The following is a 19168-nucleotide window of genomic DNA, read 5'->3' on the forward strand; positions in this document are numbered from 1 at the left end:
CCACGACAGGGTATTCGGGGCTATGCCTTCGCCATCTGCGTGCGCGAACTCGCAGAGGCTGCACGGTGACGCCGGGCGAACACCGAAGCGAAGGCGACGGCGGCCAACAGGTCGGCGAGAACGAACACCCAGATCCCTGTGCGGACGCCGAAGTGTTCGCCCAGCACGCCGCCGAGTAGCGCGCCCGCCAGGTTGGCCGCGGTGGTGCCGGTGCCGAGCAGTGCCCCCACGCGCGCGAAGTAGCGGTCACCCACGTCGGTGCCCATCACCGTGATCAGGGCGATGTTCATGATCGCGCCGAAGAACGTCGGCAGTGCGGTACTCGCGCACACGATCAGCAGGGCGAGCGGGAATGAACCGGTGGTCAGGGGTAACGCGAGCGCGCAGGCCGCCGCGGCGAGAACGGTCGCTCGCAGCACTCGGTCGGCCGAGATCCCGGCAGCGAGGATGCGTGGTGCCGCAAGCGCGCCGAGAGCCGCGGACAAGGTGGCGGCGACAGCGGGAATACCGTACGCGGATACCGGGATTCGCATGTCGTTGAGCAGGAACACCGCACGCATGGCAGCCACACCGCCGGACGCCGCGCCGCCGATCAGCAGATACAGCGCCAAAGCGGCCAGCACCTTCGAGTCGCGCAGCACACGGACCCCATCGGCGAATTCGCGGGCGATGCCGCCTCGTTGAGCGGTCTCCCGGTGATCGGGTGTCGACAGGCCCGCGAGGCAAAAGGCGCTGAACAGATACGTCAGCACATCGCAGCTGAACATCACCGCCGCGCCGACGGCGGTGAGCAACGGCCCCGCCACCGAGGCCCCGGCCGAGCGCGCGAGCAGCGAATTCGATTGCAGTCGTGCTCGTGTGGTGCTCAGATCCCGCACACCGAGGGTGCTCAAGTGCGAAAAGTACAGTCCCGCTCGCGCAACCCCGGTCACCCCGAGCGTCAGGGACAGACCGATCAGAGTGGTCACGGTCAGTACGCGAGCGAACGCCGCCACCGCACAGACCGCGATCGCCGAAGCCGCGATCAGATCAGCGACGATCAGCAACCTTCGTGGCCGGCTCACTCGGTCGAGCAGGACGCCGGCGAAAGGTCCGAGTACCAGTGGCGGCATCGCCGACGCGGCGACCACCAATGACACCTCGCGCGGCCCTGCACCGAGGACAGCGACAGCGGTAACGGAGACCGTGGTGCTGGTCAGCGCGCTTCCGAAGGTCGAGGCGACCTGGGCGACGGTATAGCGCCGCAGATCCGAAATCTGTCGTGTCGAGAGTAGATCGCCCATGGTCGGTTCCTTGCCGGATAACGGAGAATCACTGGGCGCGGGCCTTGGAAGGCCCGCGCCCAGTGGATGTTTCGTGCCTCTACGCCTCGACGGCGTTGGTGCAGTTCTGCATGCTGAGGGTGCTCCAGCCGGCGTCCTCGCCGTCGTTCTTGGCGGTCTCGGCCTGCAGTTTCAGGATCTGGGTCATGGTGTTCACCTCCCTTCGAATTACTGGTGCTCACTACATTTCGTGAACATTGGTGCAGTTCTGGACACTCCAGGTGCTCCAGCCGCCGTCCTCGCCCTCGTTCTTGGCGGTCGCGGCTTGCAGCTTCAAGATCTCGACCATGGTGATCACCTCCCTTCAGGTGTATTCGGATCGTCCGGGGCTCACTGCATTTCGTGGCCGTTGGTGCAGTTGGCCATGCTGAGGGTGCTCCAGCCGGCGTCTTCGCCGTCGTTCTTGGCGGTCTCGGCCTGCAGCTTCAGGATCTGGATCATGATGTTCACCTCCTCTGGGATGTGGTGGGGTGTGTGGTCTGGTGGTCGTCTACCGCTCGACGGGCTGGGCTACTGGTGCAGGCACGGCCGCGTCGAGGGTGAACAACGGATCAGGGAAGCCGGTCAGGGCGTGGTGCAGGGCCAGTAGGACACCCGCGGATCCGGTCGCCAGGTCGGCACTGAGTCGTTGACCGTGTCCGCCGAGCCAGCGCACGCCGGTCTCGCCGGGGATCGCGTATTTGAACAGTGCGGTCAATCGCGACACCGCACCGGCCGAGAGGTCGGCTCGAAATGCCGAATCCGCTTGTACCAGAGCCATTCCCGCTTGCCCATGGAAGAGTCCAGGAGCGGCCGTGAAGCGGATACTCAGCGCTCGCAGGCAACCGCGCAAGCTGTCCGCCAGCTCCGGCTCGTCGTAGTTGTTCAGATACCGAGCGAGCACCTGCGCATAGCCTGCGCTCCCGGATGCGAGGTAGGGCATCACGCGGAGGTCGCGCTCCGAGGCGCGAAAACCCAGGGCGTCCAACGGGATCGGCTCCGCATGGACGAGTTCGTCGCGCAGCAACCGCAGGCCGCGCTCGAAGTGGTGCTGCTCGCCGGTGAACGCGGCCAGGTAGTACAGCGCCAACGCGACACCGGGTCTACCGTGCACCAGCCCGGAAGCATTGTCGGCGCCCAGCAGGGGAACCAGATCCTCGGGCAACCCGCTCAGCAGTCGGTGGGCGTGTTCGAGGTGGGCGAAGTCGCCGGTTCGATGGTGAAACGCCAAGTGCGCCATGGCAACACCGGCCGCACCTCCGCCCCAAGTGGCAGATTCGGTACTCAATCGATGCTCGCTCGCGGCAGCGAGCAAGGCCAAGCCTGCCTCGCGTTCACCGAGATCGTCGAGGACCCAGGCGATTCCGGCATTGCCGAACAGCAGGCCGGGGCAGGTGTCGCCGCGGGCGGCCAGGGATTCATCGCGCAATCGCGTGACCACCGCCGGGTCGATGGCGCATCCCGCCAGTCGCAATGCGTGCAGCACGCCTGCCGTACCGTGGGCGATACCGCGCGTATTGGTCCTGTGTCCCTCCGGCCCGAAGGGATACAGATCGGACGTCTGAACCAGCGCATCAGCGGTGCGGTCGCGCAGCCAGTGCAGCGCGGCAACGGGGTCGGCCCGTACAGCACCCGGATCCGGCAGACTCGGCCCGTGTTCGCTGCCCCGATAGCGCACTACCGCGTCCCACAGCTGCCGCGGTGGTGCCGCCAGTTCAGTGAGATCGGCGAGGAGATGGTCCAAGCACTGCGGTGACCGCTCGGCCACTTCGTGCATCGGGAAGATGAGCATCTGCGCGAGCGCGGCCAACCCATAGGAATCGACATAGCGTGGGTCGGCCTTCGAGCGCCCCGCGGTCGTTCGCAACTCCGGCGGCATGAAGCCCGGGGTGGACAGGAGTCCGAGTGGATGATCCAGTCGCTGAACAGCTTCCACGTCGATCAGCCGCACGGTGTCGTCGTCGGCGACGAGCACGTTGCCCGGGCTGATGTCGACGAAGGCGTAGCCGAGCCGGTGCAAGGTGGCGATCTGCGCGGTGACCTGGTCGAGAATATGGCGGCACCGCTGGTAGTAGGCGGCGATCGTCGTCGCGTTCGCGCCCGCGTGGATCAGCGGTGTCGTGGCGACCATCCAGCTGGTGAGCGTGCGGCCCGGCACGAACTCGGTGACGAGGTAGGTGTGCTCCCACTCGGTGAACAACTCGACGGGTCGCGGCGCCAGTCCGGGCGCCGCCGCGTGCAGCGCGCGCAACGTCAGGTACTCCTGCTCGAGACGTCGCCGCGCATCCTGCACGCCTACGTAGCCGTTGTGGCCGCGGGCCTCCTTGACGAAACAGGCTGCCCCCTCCAGATCACGGGCCCGATAGGCGCCGCCCGCATTGCTGTGGCGCAGCACCGCCTCGAAGGTGTAACCGTGAAAGCTGACCTCGGGCTCCTCGTCGAGCGGCTCCGGCGACGACGCGAACGGATCCACCACCCCGGCAGGCAAAAAGAATTCGGGACGTCGCTCGTCGGGGACCTCCGTACCGTCGACACCCCGCAACGTGGGCAACGTGGAACCGTCGGCCTGCAGCCGATAGCTCGGGCGGAACGCACCGAACCGATAGGACACACACTGTGAGCTCCCGAACCGGCGGTCGGTCAGCACATACGGTCCGGCGATGCCGGCGAGTTCCCGCTCCAGCCGCACCAGCACCTCGTGCGCACACTGCGGTGTCGGCGGATAGAGCGCACAGAATTTCCCGCTCTGCACCCGACTGCCGTGCTTGCTGTGCAACCACCCGAAGAAGGTCCGCCCGGTCAGATGCTTGAACGGCACCCCGAGCTCGCCACACACACCCGCGACGACGTCCAACACCAGATGGGTGTTGTCCAGCGAACTGGAGACGTGAACCTTCCAGCCCTGATCAGGCAGTACAACCTCGGGCGGCAGCCAATAGGTCCACACCCCCGATTCCCCCCGCGCCCACCCAGCCGGTGGCACTGTGGGGGCATATCGCCGACCAGGATCGGTGCGCTCGACGGGCTGGAAGTAGTCGGGGTCGGCGAGCAAGAACGCGGCGTCGTGAAGCATTGCGGTCCAACCCTTCTCAGGTAGTGAAAGCCGTTCGTCGGTCGATCGAACGGACTCCAGAATGACCGCCGCACACCTCTCGCCGAATCAGTGCTCAGTCGCGGATTTCCCCTACCGCCCCACGATGACCACCCTCATCGCCCCGCGGTAGAAGGCGCCCTCGCGCGGATCGAAGCGCGGTGGCTACTTCACGGTCAGGGACAGCTCGACCCGACCGTGGCTGTGGTGGCCGCACTGCAGGGAGTGACACAGAGAAGCTGGCCGTGCGCATCCGCACCGACGCGCTGCCGAACTCCGACCAGTGCCGCGAACTGCTCACGACCATATCGGGCAGAACACGCCAAGTTTCCGGGCACAGAAAGCCCTCCACCCGAGGTCAGAGTGGTTTCAGTGTCGGGTTGACGGGATTTCGACAGGCCACCACCTGTCGCGGGTTCCAGTTGTCCGGAGATCCGGGCTGAACATGGTGTAGAGATGCGGTACCAGCCGATACCAAAAAGGAGACATTCAACTGCTCCTTCCTCAGTTAGAGCTCCGCATCTGAATCAGCTTCGGGCTCTCCTGTGTCTTCCGGCGGCCTTCGCCCATCAACTTGTTGAACGAGGCGTGTCGTAAAGTCAGCCAGCCGATCTGTCGCATTCTCGATATCGGCGAGCGAGTAAGAATTTTCTTGGCCGTGCACAATACGATTCCGCATCGCACGAGTTGTCCGCAATTCACTCATCGTTTCAATATCGAGAATCCCGGAATGCTCCAACTGTCTCCCAAAACTGCGAATAGCGGGGCTATCTGGATTCAGCTCTCTTTCCAGAATTCCCAGCTTACCAAGCAGATATGGGATGTGATGTTTTGCGGCGGTCGACCGGGCTGGGCCGGTGTCGGCGCCCCTTTTTGGCCCGCACGTGCGAGCCGTCGGGAATGACGCGGTCGAAATCGATCAATCCCGCGCGGTGGTAGTGCGCGAGATCATGGTGTACATGGCCTCGAATACCCCGGCGGCCTGCCAGTCGCGTAGCCGACGCCAGCAGGTCATCCCGGACCCGAATCCCAGTTCTCGGGGCAGATCCTCTCACCCGATGCCGGTGATCAGCACGAACAAGATCCCTTGCAGGACAAGCCGATCGTTCATCCGTGCCGGTCCCGGTGTTCCCGCCGCCTTGACCGGTAGTAGCGGTTCGATCACTGACCACAGCTGGTCGTCCATGATCCACGGCGCTGCCACGACGCAATATCCTGCACTACAACAGAACTCGTCGTTACCTGCCAGAACCTGTTAGCAGCCCTAAGCCCGACCCGCGTCGACCTTCAACCGCCTGCATGCGCAGTCGGCTACGGTGCGGCCGTTGCCTCGCTGACGAGGATCGTGGCGACGCGGCCCGCGTAGTCGATGACCGCGGCCGGGTCGTCTCCCGCGTCGACCCGGCGCACGCACGCGTCGACCAGCGCCTGTAGCGACGCCGTCACCAAGGCGGGATTCGTCACCGCCGCTGCGGACAGCTCCACGCGCAGGAGGTCGGCCAGTTCGGTGTGCAGTGCGATCACCCTCGCCCGCGCGGGCGCCGAGAGGTTCATCCGCGAGAGCGCGGTGCGCCAGGCATGATCCCCGTCGACGGCCTGCTCGACGTTGGCGCGCACGTACGCCACCACGCCTGCGGCCGGTGTCGGCGCGGCCTCGACCGCGTCGCGGACCGCGCCCGTCCAACGCGGAAAGCCGCGGGTGGCCACCATCTCGATCAGATCGTCGATCGAGTCGACGTAGCGGTAGATGCTGTTGCGGGCGATTCCCGCGCGGGCCGCCACCGCGCCGGCGGTCAGGGTGGTGCCGCTGTCCTGGGTCAGGAGGAATTCGGCGCTGTCGATCAGCGCCGCGAGTACTTGGGCGCGATGCGCGCGGACGCTGTCCGCATTGATCTTGGGCATGGACTTCGGCTGCTTCCTTTCCCCGTGTCTGTTCCAGTTCGGGTGCGTGCTAACGTGCCGTCGAGCTCTTAGAGACACCCTGTCTCCAAGATGGGTTCGTGTGCGGCCCGAACCTGGTCAGATCTGCGCCGCGCACCCGACGACACGGAGTTACTTCGATGAACGACTTTAGTGGGATCGACGGCTTCCTCGGCACGAGGGCATCGTTCTCGATGGACATGATGGTGACGTTGATGGTGCTGGTGGTGCTCGCCCTCGGATGGAGTGTGTACCAGGTCAAGGTCGGCCGGCGGTTCCGGCTGCACCGCGGAGTCCAGCTCGGGCTGGGTGTCGCGCTGCTGGTTGCCGTCGTGCTGTTCGAGCTGGATGTGCGCTTCAATGGCTGGCAGGAGCGCTCCGCGGGAGTCGTGGGCGGCACGGCGTCCACCGCGGTGTGGATATCGCTGGTGATCCACCTGGTGTTCGCGGTCACCTCGGTGCTGTTGTGGCCGGTGGTGATCGTGCGGGCGGTGCGCAATTTCGGCAATCCGCCGCACCCGGGCGCGCACGCCGCGTGGCACCGGCGGTGGGCCAAGGTCGCGGCGATCGACATGACCTTGACCGCGGTGTCCTGCTGGGTCTTCTACTGGCTCGCGTTCGTCGCCTGACCGGCAGCGGAAGTTCGTACCTACCTGCGAGCCTGCGTGCGAGCCGATCCCTCATTGGCGGTCAACCTCTAGCGCCTCCAGGCCCGAGGCATCCTGGCCGCATACATCGACCCGATGTCGAATGTATTGTCGCGCAACGACTTGTTCGCCAATGCCCTGAACTGCATCGATGACATGGGATCGATACCGGTATGGATGTTCAGCGAGCACAGCAAACCATCCTCGCCGATCCCGACAGCGAACGTTCTTGGACGGTCGCAATGTTGAAAGCCGCACTCGGCAAGCACCGGACGTCGGCACAGGCAAAAGAACTCGTTGCCGCACCGGCCCCGAACAGGGAAGCTCAACGACTGTGGGCAGCGAGCGTAAACGTCTCCCGCAGCCGCGACTCGCGGTGCCTGTTGCACGCACACGGCACCGACCCCAGTGGACTCCTACCAGCTGTCACCGACCGACAGCATCGCCTCCAAGCACATCCAGCTCGTCACGGCCACACCAGAGCCCTACTCCGGACCCCAAGCTCGACTGAGCACCAAACGTCCGACCGGCGCAGCGACGCCAGACCTGCTCGCGTCGGTCGGTTCTTGTGGGCCTTCACAGGGCGGCAGTCGCGAAAACGGCTGGCTAACTGTTGCGGGTCATGATGTTGCTGACGCTGGCGAAGGGGTGAGCCGAAGGGGACGGGCCTTCGGGCGGCAGGATGAGAAACGACCAAGCCCCTCGTCCGCTCGACTGGAAGACCCGTCCGTGACCCACGTCCGACCGTGTGGGCCGCGACCCTCCAGGATACCGCCATCGGGTGGTACAAGGTGATCATGGGGCACATAGCCAAGACGCCCTCGGGGGCGCCAAGATGCAGTCGCCATAGCCATCATCGCGACCGCTCCCGAAGCGCCCCGACCAACACCCGGTCGACTCAGCTGTCGTCGCGATCCTGGCTGGACAGCGAACGTCGGGAACCATCGCCGCAACGCTCTAGGCGATGACGCGAAAGTACTCCACATCGTCGGCGCCGGTGATCAGTAGCACCGGCATGGCCAGATCTGGCAAGCACTCGATGTGTGGTCGCGCCGGTGGTATCTCGCGATCGGCGTCAACCCGGGCACGGCAGGCACCCGCGGCGGGGGTGGCCCGCAGTTGAGCGCCACCCCGGATCGCGGCGGGCAGTGGTGAACAACAGGTACATGTCCCTGACGCGATCGAGGTCTCCGCTGCGGGCAAGTCCGACTCAACTCGAGACAGTGTGCCCGCCAGTTGTCCAACCGATCCCAGGCTTCTGGCGCAAGCTCATCGATGTAGAGGCAAGGATGCTGGCTACCCGCAGCCAGTGCGGGATTGACCACCGCCTTGAAGTGGTACAGATCCAACCCCCGTGCAACCTCCGACTACAGTCACGTGTCCTTGTACAACCGATGAAGGTAATCCTGCCGTCCTGCGCGGCAACCCGTTGCCGGCATCCACGTACGAATCATTCTGCTCGTCAGCTTCGACCGCCTGGAATTGGCGGGGGCCACAGCCCGTTCGGGGTCTGTAGGGACGGTTAGCAGGCGGTGAGGGTGGCAAGGACTATTTCCAGGGCTTTGCGCATGTCTTCGGCTTCGATGCGCATGAGGGTTGCCTCGTCCAGGGCGTACGGGTCGAGGGACTCGTTCATGGCTAGACGGTATTCGCGTTCTTCCTCAGCCGCTTCGATGATGTTGCGGATGAAGCGGCCGTTGCCCGCGAGGTCGATGCCGCGGCGGGGTAGGCCGCTTTGATCGGTGTCCTCGGCGGTGTAGAGGTCGGTGCACGCGGTGCGTAGGAGGTCGATGGCGTCGTCGGAGGTGGTCGAGTCGCGTTTGTTGGCGATGAAGCGGCCGATTTCGCAGAGCTCGTCAGGTGAGTAGGAGTCGAATTTGACGCGTTTGGCGAAGCGGGAAGCCAGGCCGTCGTTGCTGGCGAGGAACCGGTCGATCTCGCCGTCGTAGCCCGCGATGATCACCACCAGGCGGTCGCGATCGTTTTCCATGCGGGCCAGCAATGTGTCGACAGCTTCGCGACCGAACGCGTCACCGCCGGAGAGACCGCTTTGGATCAGGGTGTATGCCTCGTCGACGAACAAGACGCCGTCCATCGCCGAGTCGATGAGCGCGTTGGCTTTGATGGCGGTCGAGCCGAGGTGCTGACCGACGAAGTCGGCGCGTTTGGCTTCGACGACCTTGTCGGTTTTGAGAAGGCCGAGGCCGCAGTAGATCTTGGCGACGACGCGGGCGATGGTCGTCTTGCCGGTGCCCGGCGGGCCGGTGAAGGCCAGGTGCTGGCCGCGCGGCATGCTGTTGAGGCCCTTGTCGGCGCGGATCTTGGCCATGGTCGCCGACGATTGCAGCTTGGCGACCTGTACTTTCACCGCGGCGAGACCGATTTGCGCGGTCAATTCAGCGCGGGCGGACGCCAGGATCGTCTCGGCTCTGTGGTGCTGTTCCTCTTCGGCTGCTTCCTCGAGCGAGGGCGCCGATGCGGGGTCCCAGCGGTTGGTTCGCGCCTCGATCTGCTCGCGGTTGGTGACCAGGATGCGGAACTTGGGGTCCGACATCGCCTGGGCGTTCGCGGCGAAGCCGGGGACCTGGGTGTACACCGTCTCGAACAGGGCGCGCGCCTCGTCCTCATTGCCCTGTTCGCGCAGCGCCAGCCCCCGGCAATACATCGCGGCGGTACGGGCGGACGGGATCGGGCCGCGTTCGGCCAGTTCGAGGCGGCGCGTCGCCTCACCGAACAGGCCGAGGTGCGCGCAGGCGGTGCCGACCATGACGTGCGCGCCGGCGGCCATGTACTGGTCTTGCCATTCGGCCGAGCCGGCGAGCACGGCCATCACATCGGGCCACAGTTGGGCGGTGAAATACAGGACGCCGCGCGCGTAGGCGCAGACCCGGTCGTCGACGACGCGATCGGGATCATCGGCGAGGGCGGCGCGGCGCTTGTCCAGTTCGGTGAGCAGTTCCTCGGCCTCGTCGAACTCCTTGTCGTCGATGAGCCGCATCGCTTGCGCGAGCCAGATTTCGGTGAGGCCGGCCACCGGGTAGTCGATGAACTGGCCGATGTGGAACCGACCGGCGAGTTGGCGCGGCGGGAGGCCGAGGCGACGCTGCTCGCGCAGGAGGGAGGTGGTCGAGGTGCGGTGCAGGTGGCGCAGGGTTTCCTGGGTCATTTCGCCGGCCGCTACCCGGCCGAGCCAGGCGTCGCACATGTCGGGGTCGAGTTCGGTCGCCCGCCGGAAGGCGACCTTGGCGTAGTCGAGGTTCTTGGCGGCCTGCTGCCCATCGACAGGCAGACCGAGCGAGAGGACGCCCGCGTCGAAGATCTGTTGTGCTTGCCGAATCGCTGACATGCACGCGAACCTAGCCCCAGTACCGGCCGGTGGCACCTGCACGCTGATCTCAACCACCCCGGGTTCATCGGCAGTTCACGTGCCACGGCCGACACTTTTTACGAAACCGCATGTCGCGCTCTGGTCGACGGTTACGACGAGACGAACACCTCCGTCGCGACCTGCCGCGCCAACTGTGCGTTGCTACGGTCCGAACGTCGTAACCAGGGAATTCGGGAGTCGTCACGTGATGGAGTCAACGGCGATCGAGCCGCAACTGTGCCGGGTCTCGATCATCGGCGGAAACACCCAGGTCGATGTGGTGCTGCCTGCGACGGTCCCGATCGCCAATTTCATTCCCGACGTTGTCGATCTGGTTGCCTCGCGCAATCCCGACCTGTCGGAGAACGAGGAAGACGGACCGCTCGCCGCGCAGCACTGGACGCTGTCGCGGCTCGGTCACACCGCGATCGACCCGGTCCGCACGCTGACCGAGGCCGAGGTGTTCGACGGCGACCTGCTCGTGCTGCGTGCGGTCGATTCGGTCGAGGCGCCGGCACTTTTCGACGATGTCATCGACGCGGTCGCCCGCCTGACCGACAACGCCTTCGCCAGCTGGACCGCCGCGACGGCCGGTCGGGTCGGGCTCGCCGGCACGATCGGGGCGGTGCTCGGTGCGTGCCTGCTCCTACTTGTCGCCGCCGGGGACGGGCTCGGCGTCGTCGCGGGTGTGAGCGGGCTGAGCGTGGGATTGCTGACCCTGGTCGGTGCCGGCCTTGTCGCGCGCTTCTACGCGGCGACTCTGCCCGCGACCGTGCTCGCCTTCTGCGGGCTCGCGCTCGCGGGGACGGGGGCCGTCGCGCTTGTCCCCGGCCCCCTCGGAGCGGCGCATGTGCTGCTCGGCTGCGCCGCGGTCGTACTGCTGTCGGTGATCACGATGCGGCTGCTCGCGGTGCGGCCGACCATGTTCACCTCGGTCATCACCTTCGCGTCGTTCGGTACCGCGGCGACCGGTGTTTCGACGGTGTGGTCGGTAGCACCGGCGAAAGTGGCTGCGGGCGTTATCTTCTTCGCGCTGCTCGGGATCACCCTCGTGCCCCGCATGGCGGTGGCGGCGGCGCGATTGCCGGTGCCGCCGGTGCCGACCGCCGGTGGGGTGATCGATCCGCGCGATCACGAACCGCGACCGACCATCGAGGGCATCGGCGCGATCGGCGCGACGGCGATTCCGTCGGCCGCGGGACTCGGCGAGCGGTCGCGACTCGCCAATGACTATCAGACCGGGATGGTGGTCGGCATCGTCGTCGCGACGGTGTTCTCGACGATCATGGTCGTCGCCTCGGCGACCGAACATCTCTGGCAGACAGGACTTTTGGCAGTCGCGGTCGGGATCGTGCTCGCCAGGCGCGGGCGGGCGTTCTCGGATCTGACGCAGGCTGCGGTCATGGTGCTCGGCGGGTGTGTCGCGCTGATCGTGCCCACTGTGCTCTTCGGTATCGGTCTGCAAGACTCAGCGCTGCTCATGGCGGGCGCGCTGCTCGTTGTCGCCGCCTTGGCGATGCTCATCGGAGTGGCCGGACCCAATCTGGAGATTTCCCCGGTGGTGCAGCGGGCCGCTGAGTTGTTGGAGTACTTGATGATCTGCCTGATCGGGCCGCTCGTCTTCTGGATCATCGATATCTACGCGATGGCCCGCAATGGGTAAGGCGCTCAGGGCGATCGTTGTCGCGGTGGCGCTGACGACGATCCAGGCGGGCGAGGCGGCGGCGATCGAACCACCCGTTGTCGACCCGGGCGCGTTGATCCCCAGCGCTCCCGTCGCGCCGCCCGAGCCGGCCCAGCAGCGACTGCTGTGTTCGCAGCCGAACTGGACCGGGCATCAGCCGGTCGGCGTGCCACCGGCGCAGAAGGCGCTCGGGCTCGCTGACGCGCACGCGTTCAGTCGTGGTGAAGGACAGGTCATCGCGGTGATCGACACCGGGGTCAACCGACATCCGCGCCTGCGGGTCGACTCCGCAGGCGACTACGTCGCCGATTCCGACGGAACGGCCGACTGCGACGGGCACGGAACCCTGGTCGCCGGGATCATCGCCGCGCACCCCGCGCCCGACGGGGGCGACGGGTTCGTCGGCGTCGCACCGGCCGCGACCGTGCTCGCGATCCGCCAGACCAGCCTCGCCTATCAGGGCAAGAACAGCTATGCCGCCAACGACCAGCCCGGTGGCATGTCAGCCGGTGGGTACGGGACGGTCACCACGCTCGCCAACGCGGTCGTGCACGCGGTCGGTTCCGGTGCGACGGTGATCAATATCTCCGAGGTGTCGTGTCAATCGGCCGGGACGAGTCCGGTCGACGGTGCTCTCGGCGCGGCATTGAAATACGCCTACGACCACGATGTCGTTGTTGTCGCGGCAGCGGGCAATCTGCAATCGCAGGGGGCGTGCAAGGAACAGAACGGGACGGCGGGCTGGAACTCGGTACGCACGATCGCGACACCCGCGTGGTTCGCGCCGTATGTGTTGTCGGTCGGTTCGGTCGAGCTCGACGGGTCGCCATCACCGTTCACCCTGTACGGGCCGTGGATCTCGGTCGCCGCGCCGGGCAGCAACCTGATGTCGCTCGATCCGACACCGGGGGGTACCGGCCTGGTCAACGGCACACCTCAGGCCGACGGTCGGATCGCGCCGGTCTCGGGCACCAGTTTCTCCAGCGCCTACGTCGCCGGGCTCGCCGCGTTGGTGCGTGCGCGTTTTCCCTGGCTGAGCGCGGGACAGGTGATGGAACGCATTGTCGCGACCGCGCACGCGCCAGGCAACGGCCATGACGCGCGCACTGGCGCCGGCATGATCGACCCGGTCGCCGCGCTCACCGCCGTGCTACCGGCCGTAAACGTAAACCCCTTGTCGGCCAAGGCAATAGCGGGCCCGACCCTGACCGTCCCGGCGAGTCCGTGGCCGCGCCGGATCAGCATCGGCGGCGCGACCGCGTGCCTGACGGTCCTCGCGCTCGTGCTCGCATTCTCGATTCCCTTCCGGCGCAGACAGCGCGCGCCGCTGGTGCTGCCAGGCGACGACTAAGGAACAGCGATGAGTACACAAGGTTTCATTCGACTCGCCCGCATCGCCCCACCGCGGCCGCCGGGCGGTGAAGTGGTGCTCAACGCACCGCCGGAGATCACCGCGCCGATCCCAGCACCCCTGTGGCAGCGGCTTCTGCCGCTGGTGATGGTGGTCGCCATGGTGGGCATGATGGGGTTGATGTTCACGATGAGCGGCAAGGCGATGCTCACCAACCCGCTTACGATGATGTTTCCGATGATGATGCTGATGTCGATGGTCGGCATGTTCGCGGGGCGTACCGGCGGCGGCGGCAAGAAGGCGGCCGAGCTCAACGAGGAGCGCAAGGACTACTTCCGCTACCTCGACCAACTGCGCCGCGATGTGCGCGGCACCGGGGTCGCGCAGCGCGAGGCGCTGATGTGGAGTCACCCGCATCCGGCCGACCTGGGCGCCCTTGTCGGTACCCGGCGCATGTGGGAGCGCAGACCGACCGATCCCGACTTCGGACACGTCCGGGTCGGTGTCGGCAGCCACCGCGTCGCGACCAAACTGGCCAGGCCGGAGACCGGCCCGCTCGAGGATCTCGAGCCGGTCGCGACGGTGGCGCTGCGACGGTTCGTCCGTACCCACTCGGTCGTGCACGACTTGCCGACGGCGATCTCCCTGCGAGCGTTCCCGGCGATCAACATCGAAGGCGACCGCGAACATGGCAGAGCGCTCGTTCGCTCGATCCTGATGGAGCTCGCCACTTTCCACGGCCCCGACTCGATGATCTTCGCGATCGCCACGGCCGAACCCGATGGGCAGGCGTGGCGGTGGACGAAATGGCTTCCACATCTGCAACATCCACGTGATACCGACGGCCATGGCACGAGTCGGATGCTGTACCAGTCGCTTTCCGAGCTGGAGACGGCACTGTCGGAGGAGTTGCTCGAGCGTGGCCGATTCCTGCGCAACGCCGCGCCGACACCCGGCCGGTTGCATGTGGTCGTGGTGATCGACGACGGCTACGTGAGCAGTTCGGAACGCACTATCAGCGACGCCGGACTCGACTCGGTGACCGTGCTCGACCTGACCGCCCCGCAAACCGGGCTCGCGGTGCGGCGCGGCCTGCAGCTGGTGGTCGGCGCTGAGCGGATCGGCGCGCGCACCGGCGGCTCGGTGGAGAACTTCGCCGGGCCGGACCGGGTATCGCACGAGGTGGCGGCGACTTTCGGGCGGACGATGGCACGTTACCGGATCGCCACGACGGCGCAGATCGTCAACCTCGGCGAGGAGACCAGCGGCGACCCCGGCTTGATGACGTTGCTGGGCGTCGCCGACGCGGCGACGATCGAACCGGACGCGGCGTGGCGACCGCGCTCGGCGCGCGAGCGGTTGCGAGTGCCGATCGGGGTCACCCTGGATGGCACGCCGGTCGATATCGATATCAAGGAGTCGGCCGAGAACGGCATGGGCCCGCACGGGCTCTGCATCGGCGCGACCGGTTCCGGCAAGTCGGAATTCCTCCGCACACTGGTGCTTTCGATGGTGACCACCCATTCGCCCGACCTGCTCAATCTCGTTCTCGTCGACTTCAAGGGCGGCGCGACCTTCCTCGGCCTCGACCCGCTCCCCCACGTCTCGGCGGTGATCACCAACCTCGAGGAAGAACTCTCCATGGTCGACCGCATGCGCGACGCGTTGGCCGGTGAGCTGAATCGTCGCCAGGAATTGCTCAGGGCGGCGGGCAATTTCGCGAACGTGACCGAGTACGAGAAGGCCCGGACCAACGGCGCTCAGCTCGACCCACTGCCCGCGCTGTTCATCATCGTCGACGAATTCTCCGAATTGCTCTCGCAGAAGCCTGATTTCGCCGAACTGTTCGTGATGATCGGGCGCCTGGGCCGGTCGCTGCGGGTGCATCTGCTGCTCGCTTCGCAGCGGCTCGAGGAGAACCGGCTGCGTGGGCTCGACTCGCACCTGTCCTATCGGATCGGCCTGCGGACCTTCTCGGCCGGCGAGTCACGGCAGGTGCTCGGGATCACCGACGCCTACCACCTGCCCGGTCAACCAGGCGCCGGCTACCTCAAGAGCGACGCGTCAGATCCGTTGCGGTTCAACGCGACATACGTATCGGGCACCTATGTGCCACCGGTGGCCGGCGACGGAAGCCGCCGAGGCGCGACGACGGCCGCCGGCGAGGTCGGCCTGTTCACCGCCGCACCGGCGCAGGCCCGTGCGGTCTCCCGCGACCCAGTGCCCGTCGAGCTCCCCGATCTTTCCGAATTGCTCGGTGCGGAGCCTGCCACCGCGCCGCAGCAGGAACGCTCACTGCTGCAGGTCGTCGTCGAACGGCTGACCGGGCACGGCCGACCCGCGCACGAGGTGTGGTTGCCACCGCTCGACATCTCGCCGAGCGTGGACATGATGCTGCCCGAACAGGATTGGCGTGACCAGGGCAATCGCCATGGGAATCTGTGGCTACCCATCGGCATCGTCGACAAGCCCTATGAGCAGAAACGCGATGTGCTGACCATCGACCTGGCGGGCGCGCAGGGCAACGTCGCGGTGGTCGGCGGACCGCAGTCGGGCAAGTCGACCACTTTGCGCACCATCATCATGGCCGCCGCGGCGACGCACACACCTGAACAGGTGCAGTTCTATTGCCTCGACTTCGGTGGCGGCACTCTGTCGGCACTGGCCGGACTGCCGCAGGTCGGGTCGGCGGCGGGTCGGTTGGAGGGCGACCGGGTGCGACGCACCGTCGCCGAACTTTCGACGCTGCTGCGCCAGCGCGAACGTCGCTTCCTAGACCTCGGCATCGAGAACATGCGCGACTTCCGTAGACTCGCCGCGCAATTGGCCGAATCGCCCGCCGAGGAACGTCAGGCCCATCCCCTCTCCGCCGACCTCTTCGGTGACGTGTTCCTTGTCATCGACGGCTGGGCCGCGTTCCGCGAGGACTTCGACATGCTCGAGTCGCAGGTCCTCGCGCTCGCCGCGCGCGGACTCTCCTACGGAATTCACCTCATGCTCGGCGCGAACCGGTGGGCCGAGATCCGGCCCGGGGTCAAGGACCAGATCGGCACCAGAATCGAACTGCGCCTAGGTGATCCGTCGGATTCGGACATGGACCGCAGGGCCGCGGTCGGAGTGCCGATGAACCGGCCGGGCCGGGGCATGACCAAGGACAAGTTGCACATGCTCATCGCCTTGCCCCGCCTCGACAGTGTGGTCGATCCGGCGAGCCTGTCCGAGGGCGTCGCGACCGCCAAACGCGAGTTGACCGAGTTCTACGGCGATCGACGCGCGCCGGCGGTGCGGCAGCTGCCCCTCGAGCTCGACCGTGGGCAGGTCCTCGCCGAGGTCGAGGCACACGGCATCGGCCTGGACCATCGGCGGATCGTGATCGGGCTCGGTGAGTCCGAACTGACCCCGGTGGTGCTCGACTTCGAGCAACAGCCGCATCTGCTCGTCTTCGGCGATATCGGCTGCGGGAAGACGACCCTGCTGCGCAATATCGCGCAGGGCATCGTTGCCAACTCGCAGCCCGACGAGGCGCGGGTGATCCTGGTCGACTACCGCAGGACCATGCTCGGGGCGATCGAGGGCCCGCACCTGGCCGGGTACTCGACCTCGGCACAGACCTCGGTGCCGACCATGAAGGAAGTCGCCGGGTTCGTCTCCCAGCGCATGCCGGGTACCGACATCACGCCCGCGCAATTGCGCGATCGCAGTTGGTGGACGGGGCCCGAGGTGTATGTGATCGTCGATGACTACGACATGATCGCGTCGAACAACCCGCTGCTGCCCCTGGTCGACCTCCTCCCCCAGGCTCGCGACATCGGCCTCCACCTGATCATCGCCCGCCGGGCCGGTGGTGCCTCGCGCGCGCTCTATGATCCGGTGCTCGGCCCGTTGAAGGACATGTCCGTCGACGGCTTCCTGATGAGCACACCCAAGGACGAGGGCGTGATTCTCGGTGACGTGCGACCGGCCCAACATCCGCCTGGACGGGGACTTCTGGTCTCGCGCACCCACGGGCGTGAGCTCGTGCAGGTCTGTCAATTGCCGCCGGTGTGACCGGCGTTGAGCGCGAGAAGGGCACATGCCGATGGTTGAGTTCGCACAGCAGGGGGCCGAGTCGCCCGACATCGGGTTCGCGCTGACGTCGGCGATCGTGCCGACCGATCCCGCCCTCGCGTTGATCGAGGCGATCGGTGAGCCGGGTCCCGTTGGCTGGCAACGGTTTACCGCGTCTTTCGCGATCACCGTTGTCGCCGCGGTCGGGTCGGTGAGCTACTTCGACGCCGAGGAAAGGCACACCAGTATCGACGCTTCGGCGGCGATGCTGGAGGCGGCACGGAGGCTACGGGAGCAGTCGGCCGGCGAGGAGCGAGGGCCGTGGTGGCGGGTCGCGTTGACGGCCGGCGTCGCCGGTGAGTACGAGGTCGACTACGACCACGGTGATGAGCCGTTTCCGCCCGAGCACCTGTTCACCCCCGAGGCGTATCTGTTCGACCTGCACACCCATCCACGCTCGCGTGTACCAGTGTGGTTGTCGGCCTATGTATTCCACAACACGTGGCAGCTACGCAGTGCGCGGGCCGCCGCTGATGCTGCTGAGCGGCCAGCTGTCTCGGTGCCGGACGAGTTCCCGCCGCTCGGGATGTTCTTCGCGCGGTGGGCCACTATCGCGGCCGCGTTCGTGGCAGTCGGGTCGGAGTACGGGCCGCGAATCCTGCCTGCGCTCGGGGTCTTCGAAGGGGCCGGTCGCAGCGGGTCGACGCTGCACGTGCTGCCCGGTCGACGGGCGGTGCTCTCGGGCGGGGTGTGGAACGCGCCCGAGCTCGATGCCGCCTACAACGATGGCACGCCCTATCCCGATCTGTACGCGGGTGCGCCCGCGTGGGTGACCGATCAGGTCCTCAATCCGCGCGCGAGTACGGGACTGCTCTCGTTTTGCTACTGGTGGGAGGGCGGGAGCTGGTATCGCGGGCAGTCGCCCGGTGCGGCCGCGGTGAGCGCGGCCGTACCAGGGGTGTGGACGGTCGCCGATGTCGCCGAGGTGATGTGCGCGGTTGCCTATCCCGATGCGGCGCAGCCGCCGCGCGCCGCGATGCTCGACGTGATCGCGGCGGCCGAAGCGGGCACGGTGACTCGCGAGCTGGTCGAGAGGTGCTTCGCCGACCCCGGGCACGATGTCGCGGGCGCGTTCGCCGAGTTGTCGATGGCGGGACCGATCAGCATGTGAGCGCGCTCAGCGGAAGCCGGCGCGCGAGTCTTCCTCGGTCGCCTCGAGGCCCCCTGCCGCGCGGTGCATGCCGTGGGCGAACTCGGCGAGGGTGCGCGCTACATCGAGGCCGCCCTGCAGCAGATTCGTTCGCATCCCCACATAGCCGTTGGCGCCCGTGGCGAAGGACTTACCGTAGGAGTCGGTGCCCCATGGCGGGTTGTCCGACGACCCACTCACCACCTCGGGTGCCGTAGCGCCACTGTCGTTGACCGCGAACGGATCCCCCGCCACGGACAGGGTGCGAATCAGGGTATTCACCGCGTCGCCAACCGCCGCCGCCACCTCATCCATGGCCGTCGCCGCCGCGTGCAATTCGCTTGTCGAGTCGACAATGATGCGCTGCACCATCGGTTTCCCCCTCCGTCACGGTGTGTGCGGAGTTGATTGTGGTCGGCACGGTCGGCCAGGTTCGAACACCCGAGCCGCCACCACGGAAACATTCCGTTAACTCGCGTCTCGATATGCTAATTCTGTTGGTTCAGAACGTATTTCGCTTCACCTCATAACGGGATGCGCAGTCAGATGTCCGGACCTCAGAATCACCGGG

The 19168-nt window shown here is 66.6% G+C and carries 11 protein-coding genes; 5 read left to right on the forward strand and 6 right to left on the reverse strand.

The genetic code is table 11. The features are described from left to right. Positions 1-20: 20 nt before the first annotated feature. The 4 genes from ASD42_RS24655 to ASD42_RS24670 all read right to left on the reverse strand — a co-directional run bounded on the left by ASD42_RS24655 (position 21) and on the right by ASD42_RS24670 (position 6294). Entirely contained in the window at positions 21-1283 is a 1263-nt protein-coding gene (locus ASD42_RS24655) for an MFS transporter (RefSeq protein ID WP_056820881.1), read from the reverse strand. 529 nt (positions 1284-1812) lie between these two features. Continuing rightward, on the reverse strand, positions 1813-4374 hold the full coding sequence (lanKC, locus tag ASD42_RS24660) for a class III lanthionine synthetase LanKC (protein ID WP_056820883.1): 2562 nt from the start codon (positions 4372-4374) through the stop codon (positions 1813-1815). 1069 nt (positions 4375-5443) lie between these two features. After that, a complete protein-coding gene (locus ASD42_RS35905; RefSeq protein WP_084787291.1) occupies positions 5444-5596 on the reverse strand; it encodes a transposase in 153 nt (50 codons plus the stop codon). Between the two features lie 107 nt (positions 5597-5703). Next, on the reverse strand, positions 5704-6294 hold the full coding sequence (locus ASD42_RS24670; RefSeq protein ID WP_056820884.1) for a TetR/AcrR family transcriptional regulator: 591 nt from the start codon (positions 6292-6294) through the stop codon (positions 5704-5706). Between the two features lie 158 nt (positions 6295-6452). On the opposite strand from ASD42_RS24670, the gene ASD42_RS24675 reads away from it, so the two are divergent. Beyond that, a complete protein-coding gene (locus ASD42_RS24675) occupies positions 6453-6941 on the forward strand; it encodes a DUF420 domain-containing protein (protein ID WP_063893732.1) in 489 nt (162 codons plus the stop codon). A 1540-nt stretch (positions 6942-8481) separates the two neighbouring features. Here ASD42_RS24675 and eccA read toward each other — a convergent pair. Next, on the reverse strand, positions 8482-10305 hold the full coding sequence (gene eccA / locus ASD42_RS24680; RefSeq protein WP_056820887.1) for a type VII secretion AAA-ATPase EccA: 1824 nt from the start codon (positions 10303-10305) through the stop codon (positions 8482-8484). 229 nt (positions 10306-10534) lie between these two features. On the opposite strand from eccA, the gene eccD reads away from it, so the two are divergent. From eccD to ASD42_RS24700, 4 genes are read left to right on the forward strand one after another with little or no spacing between them, the layout of a single operon-like run. Further along, on the forward strand, positions 10535-11989 hold the full coding sequence (eccD, locus tag ASD42_RS24685) for a type VII secretion integral membrane protein EccD (protein WP_063893733.1): 1455 nt from the start codon (positions 10535-10537) through the stop codon (positions 11987-11989). Continuing rightward, the gene (gene mycP / locus ASD42_RS24690) at positions 11982-13361 is read left to right on the forward strand and encodes a type VII secretion-associated serine protease mycosin (RefSeq protein ID WP_056820888.1); all 1380 of its coding nucleotides are present in this window, start codon (positions 11982-11984) and stop codon (positions 13359-13361) included. Before eccD ends, mycP begins: the two co-directional genes overlap by 8 nt. Before the next feature lie 9 nt (positions 13362-13370). Then, positions 13371-17408 carry a type VII secretion protein EccCa gene (gene eccCa, locus ASD42_RS24695; protein WP_056820889.1) on the forward strand — a complete coding sequence of 1346 codons (4038 nt, stop codon included), beginning with the start codon at positions 13371-13373 and terminating at the stop codon, positions 17406-17408. A gap of 31 nt (positions 17409-17439) precedes the next feature. Beyond that, a complete protein-coding gene (locus ASD42_RS24700; RefSeq protein WP_156677571.1) occupies positions 17440-18579 on the forward strand; it encodes a hypothetical protein in 1140 nt (379 codons plus the stop codon). A 6-nt stretch (positions 18580-18585) separates the two neighbouring features. Here ASD42_RS24700 and ASD42_RS24705 read toward each other — a convergent pair whose 3' ends face one another. Further along, positions 18586-18969: a hypothetical protein gene (locus ASD42_RS24705; RefSeq protein WP_056820891.1), complete on the reverse strand. Its 384-nt coding sequence runs from the start codon at positions 18967-18969 to the stop codon at positions 18586-18588. Between the last annotated feature and the right edge of the window lie 199 nt (positions 18970-19168).

The sequence above is a fragment of the Nocardia sp. Root136 genome (genome assembly GCF_001427185.1).
GTDB lineage: Bacteria > Actinomycetota > Actinomycetes > Mycobacteriales > Mycobacteriaceae > Nocardia > Nocardia salmonicida.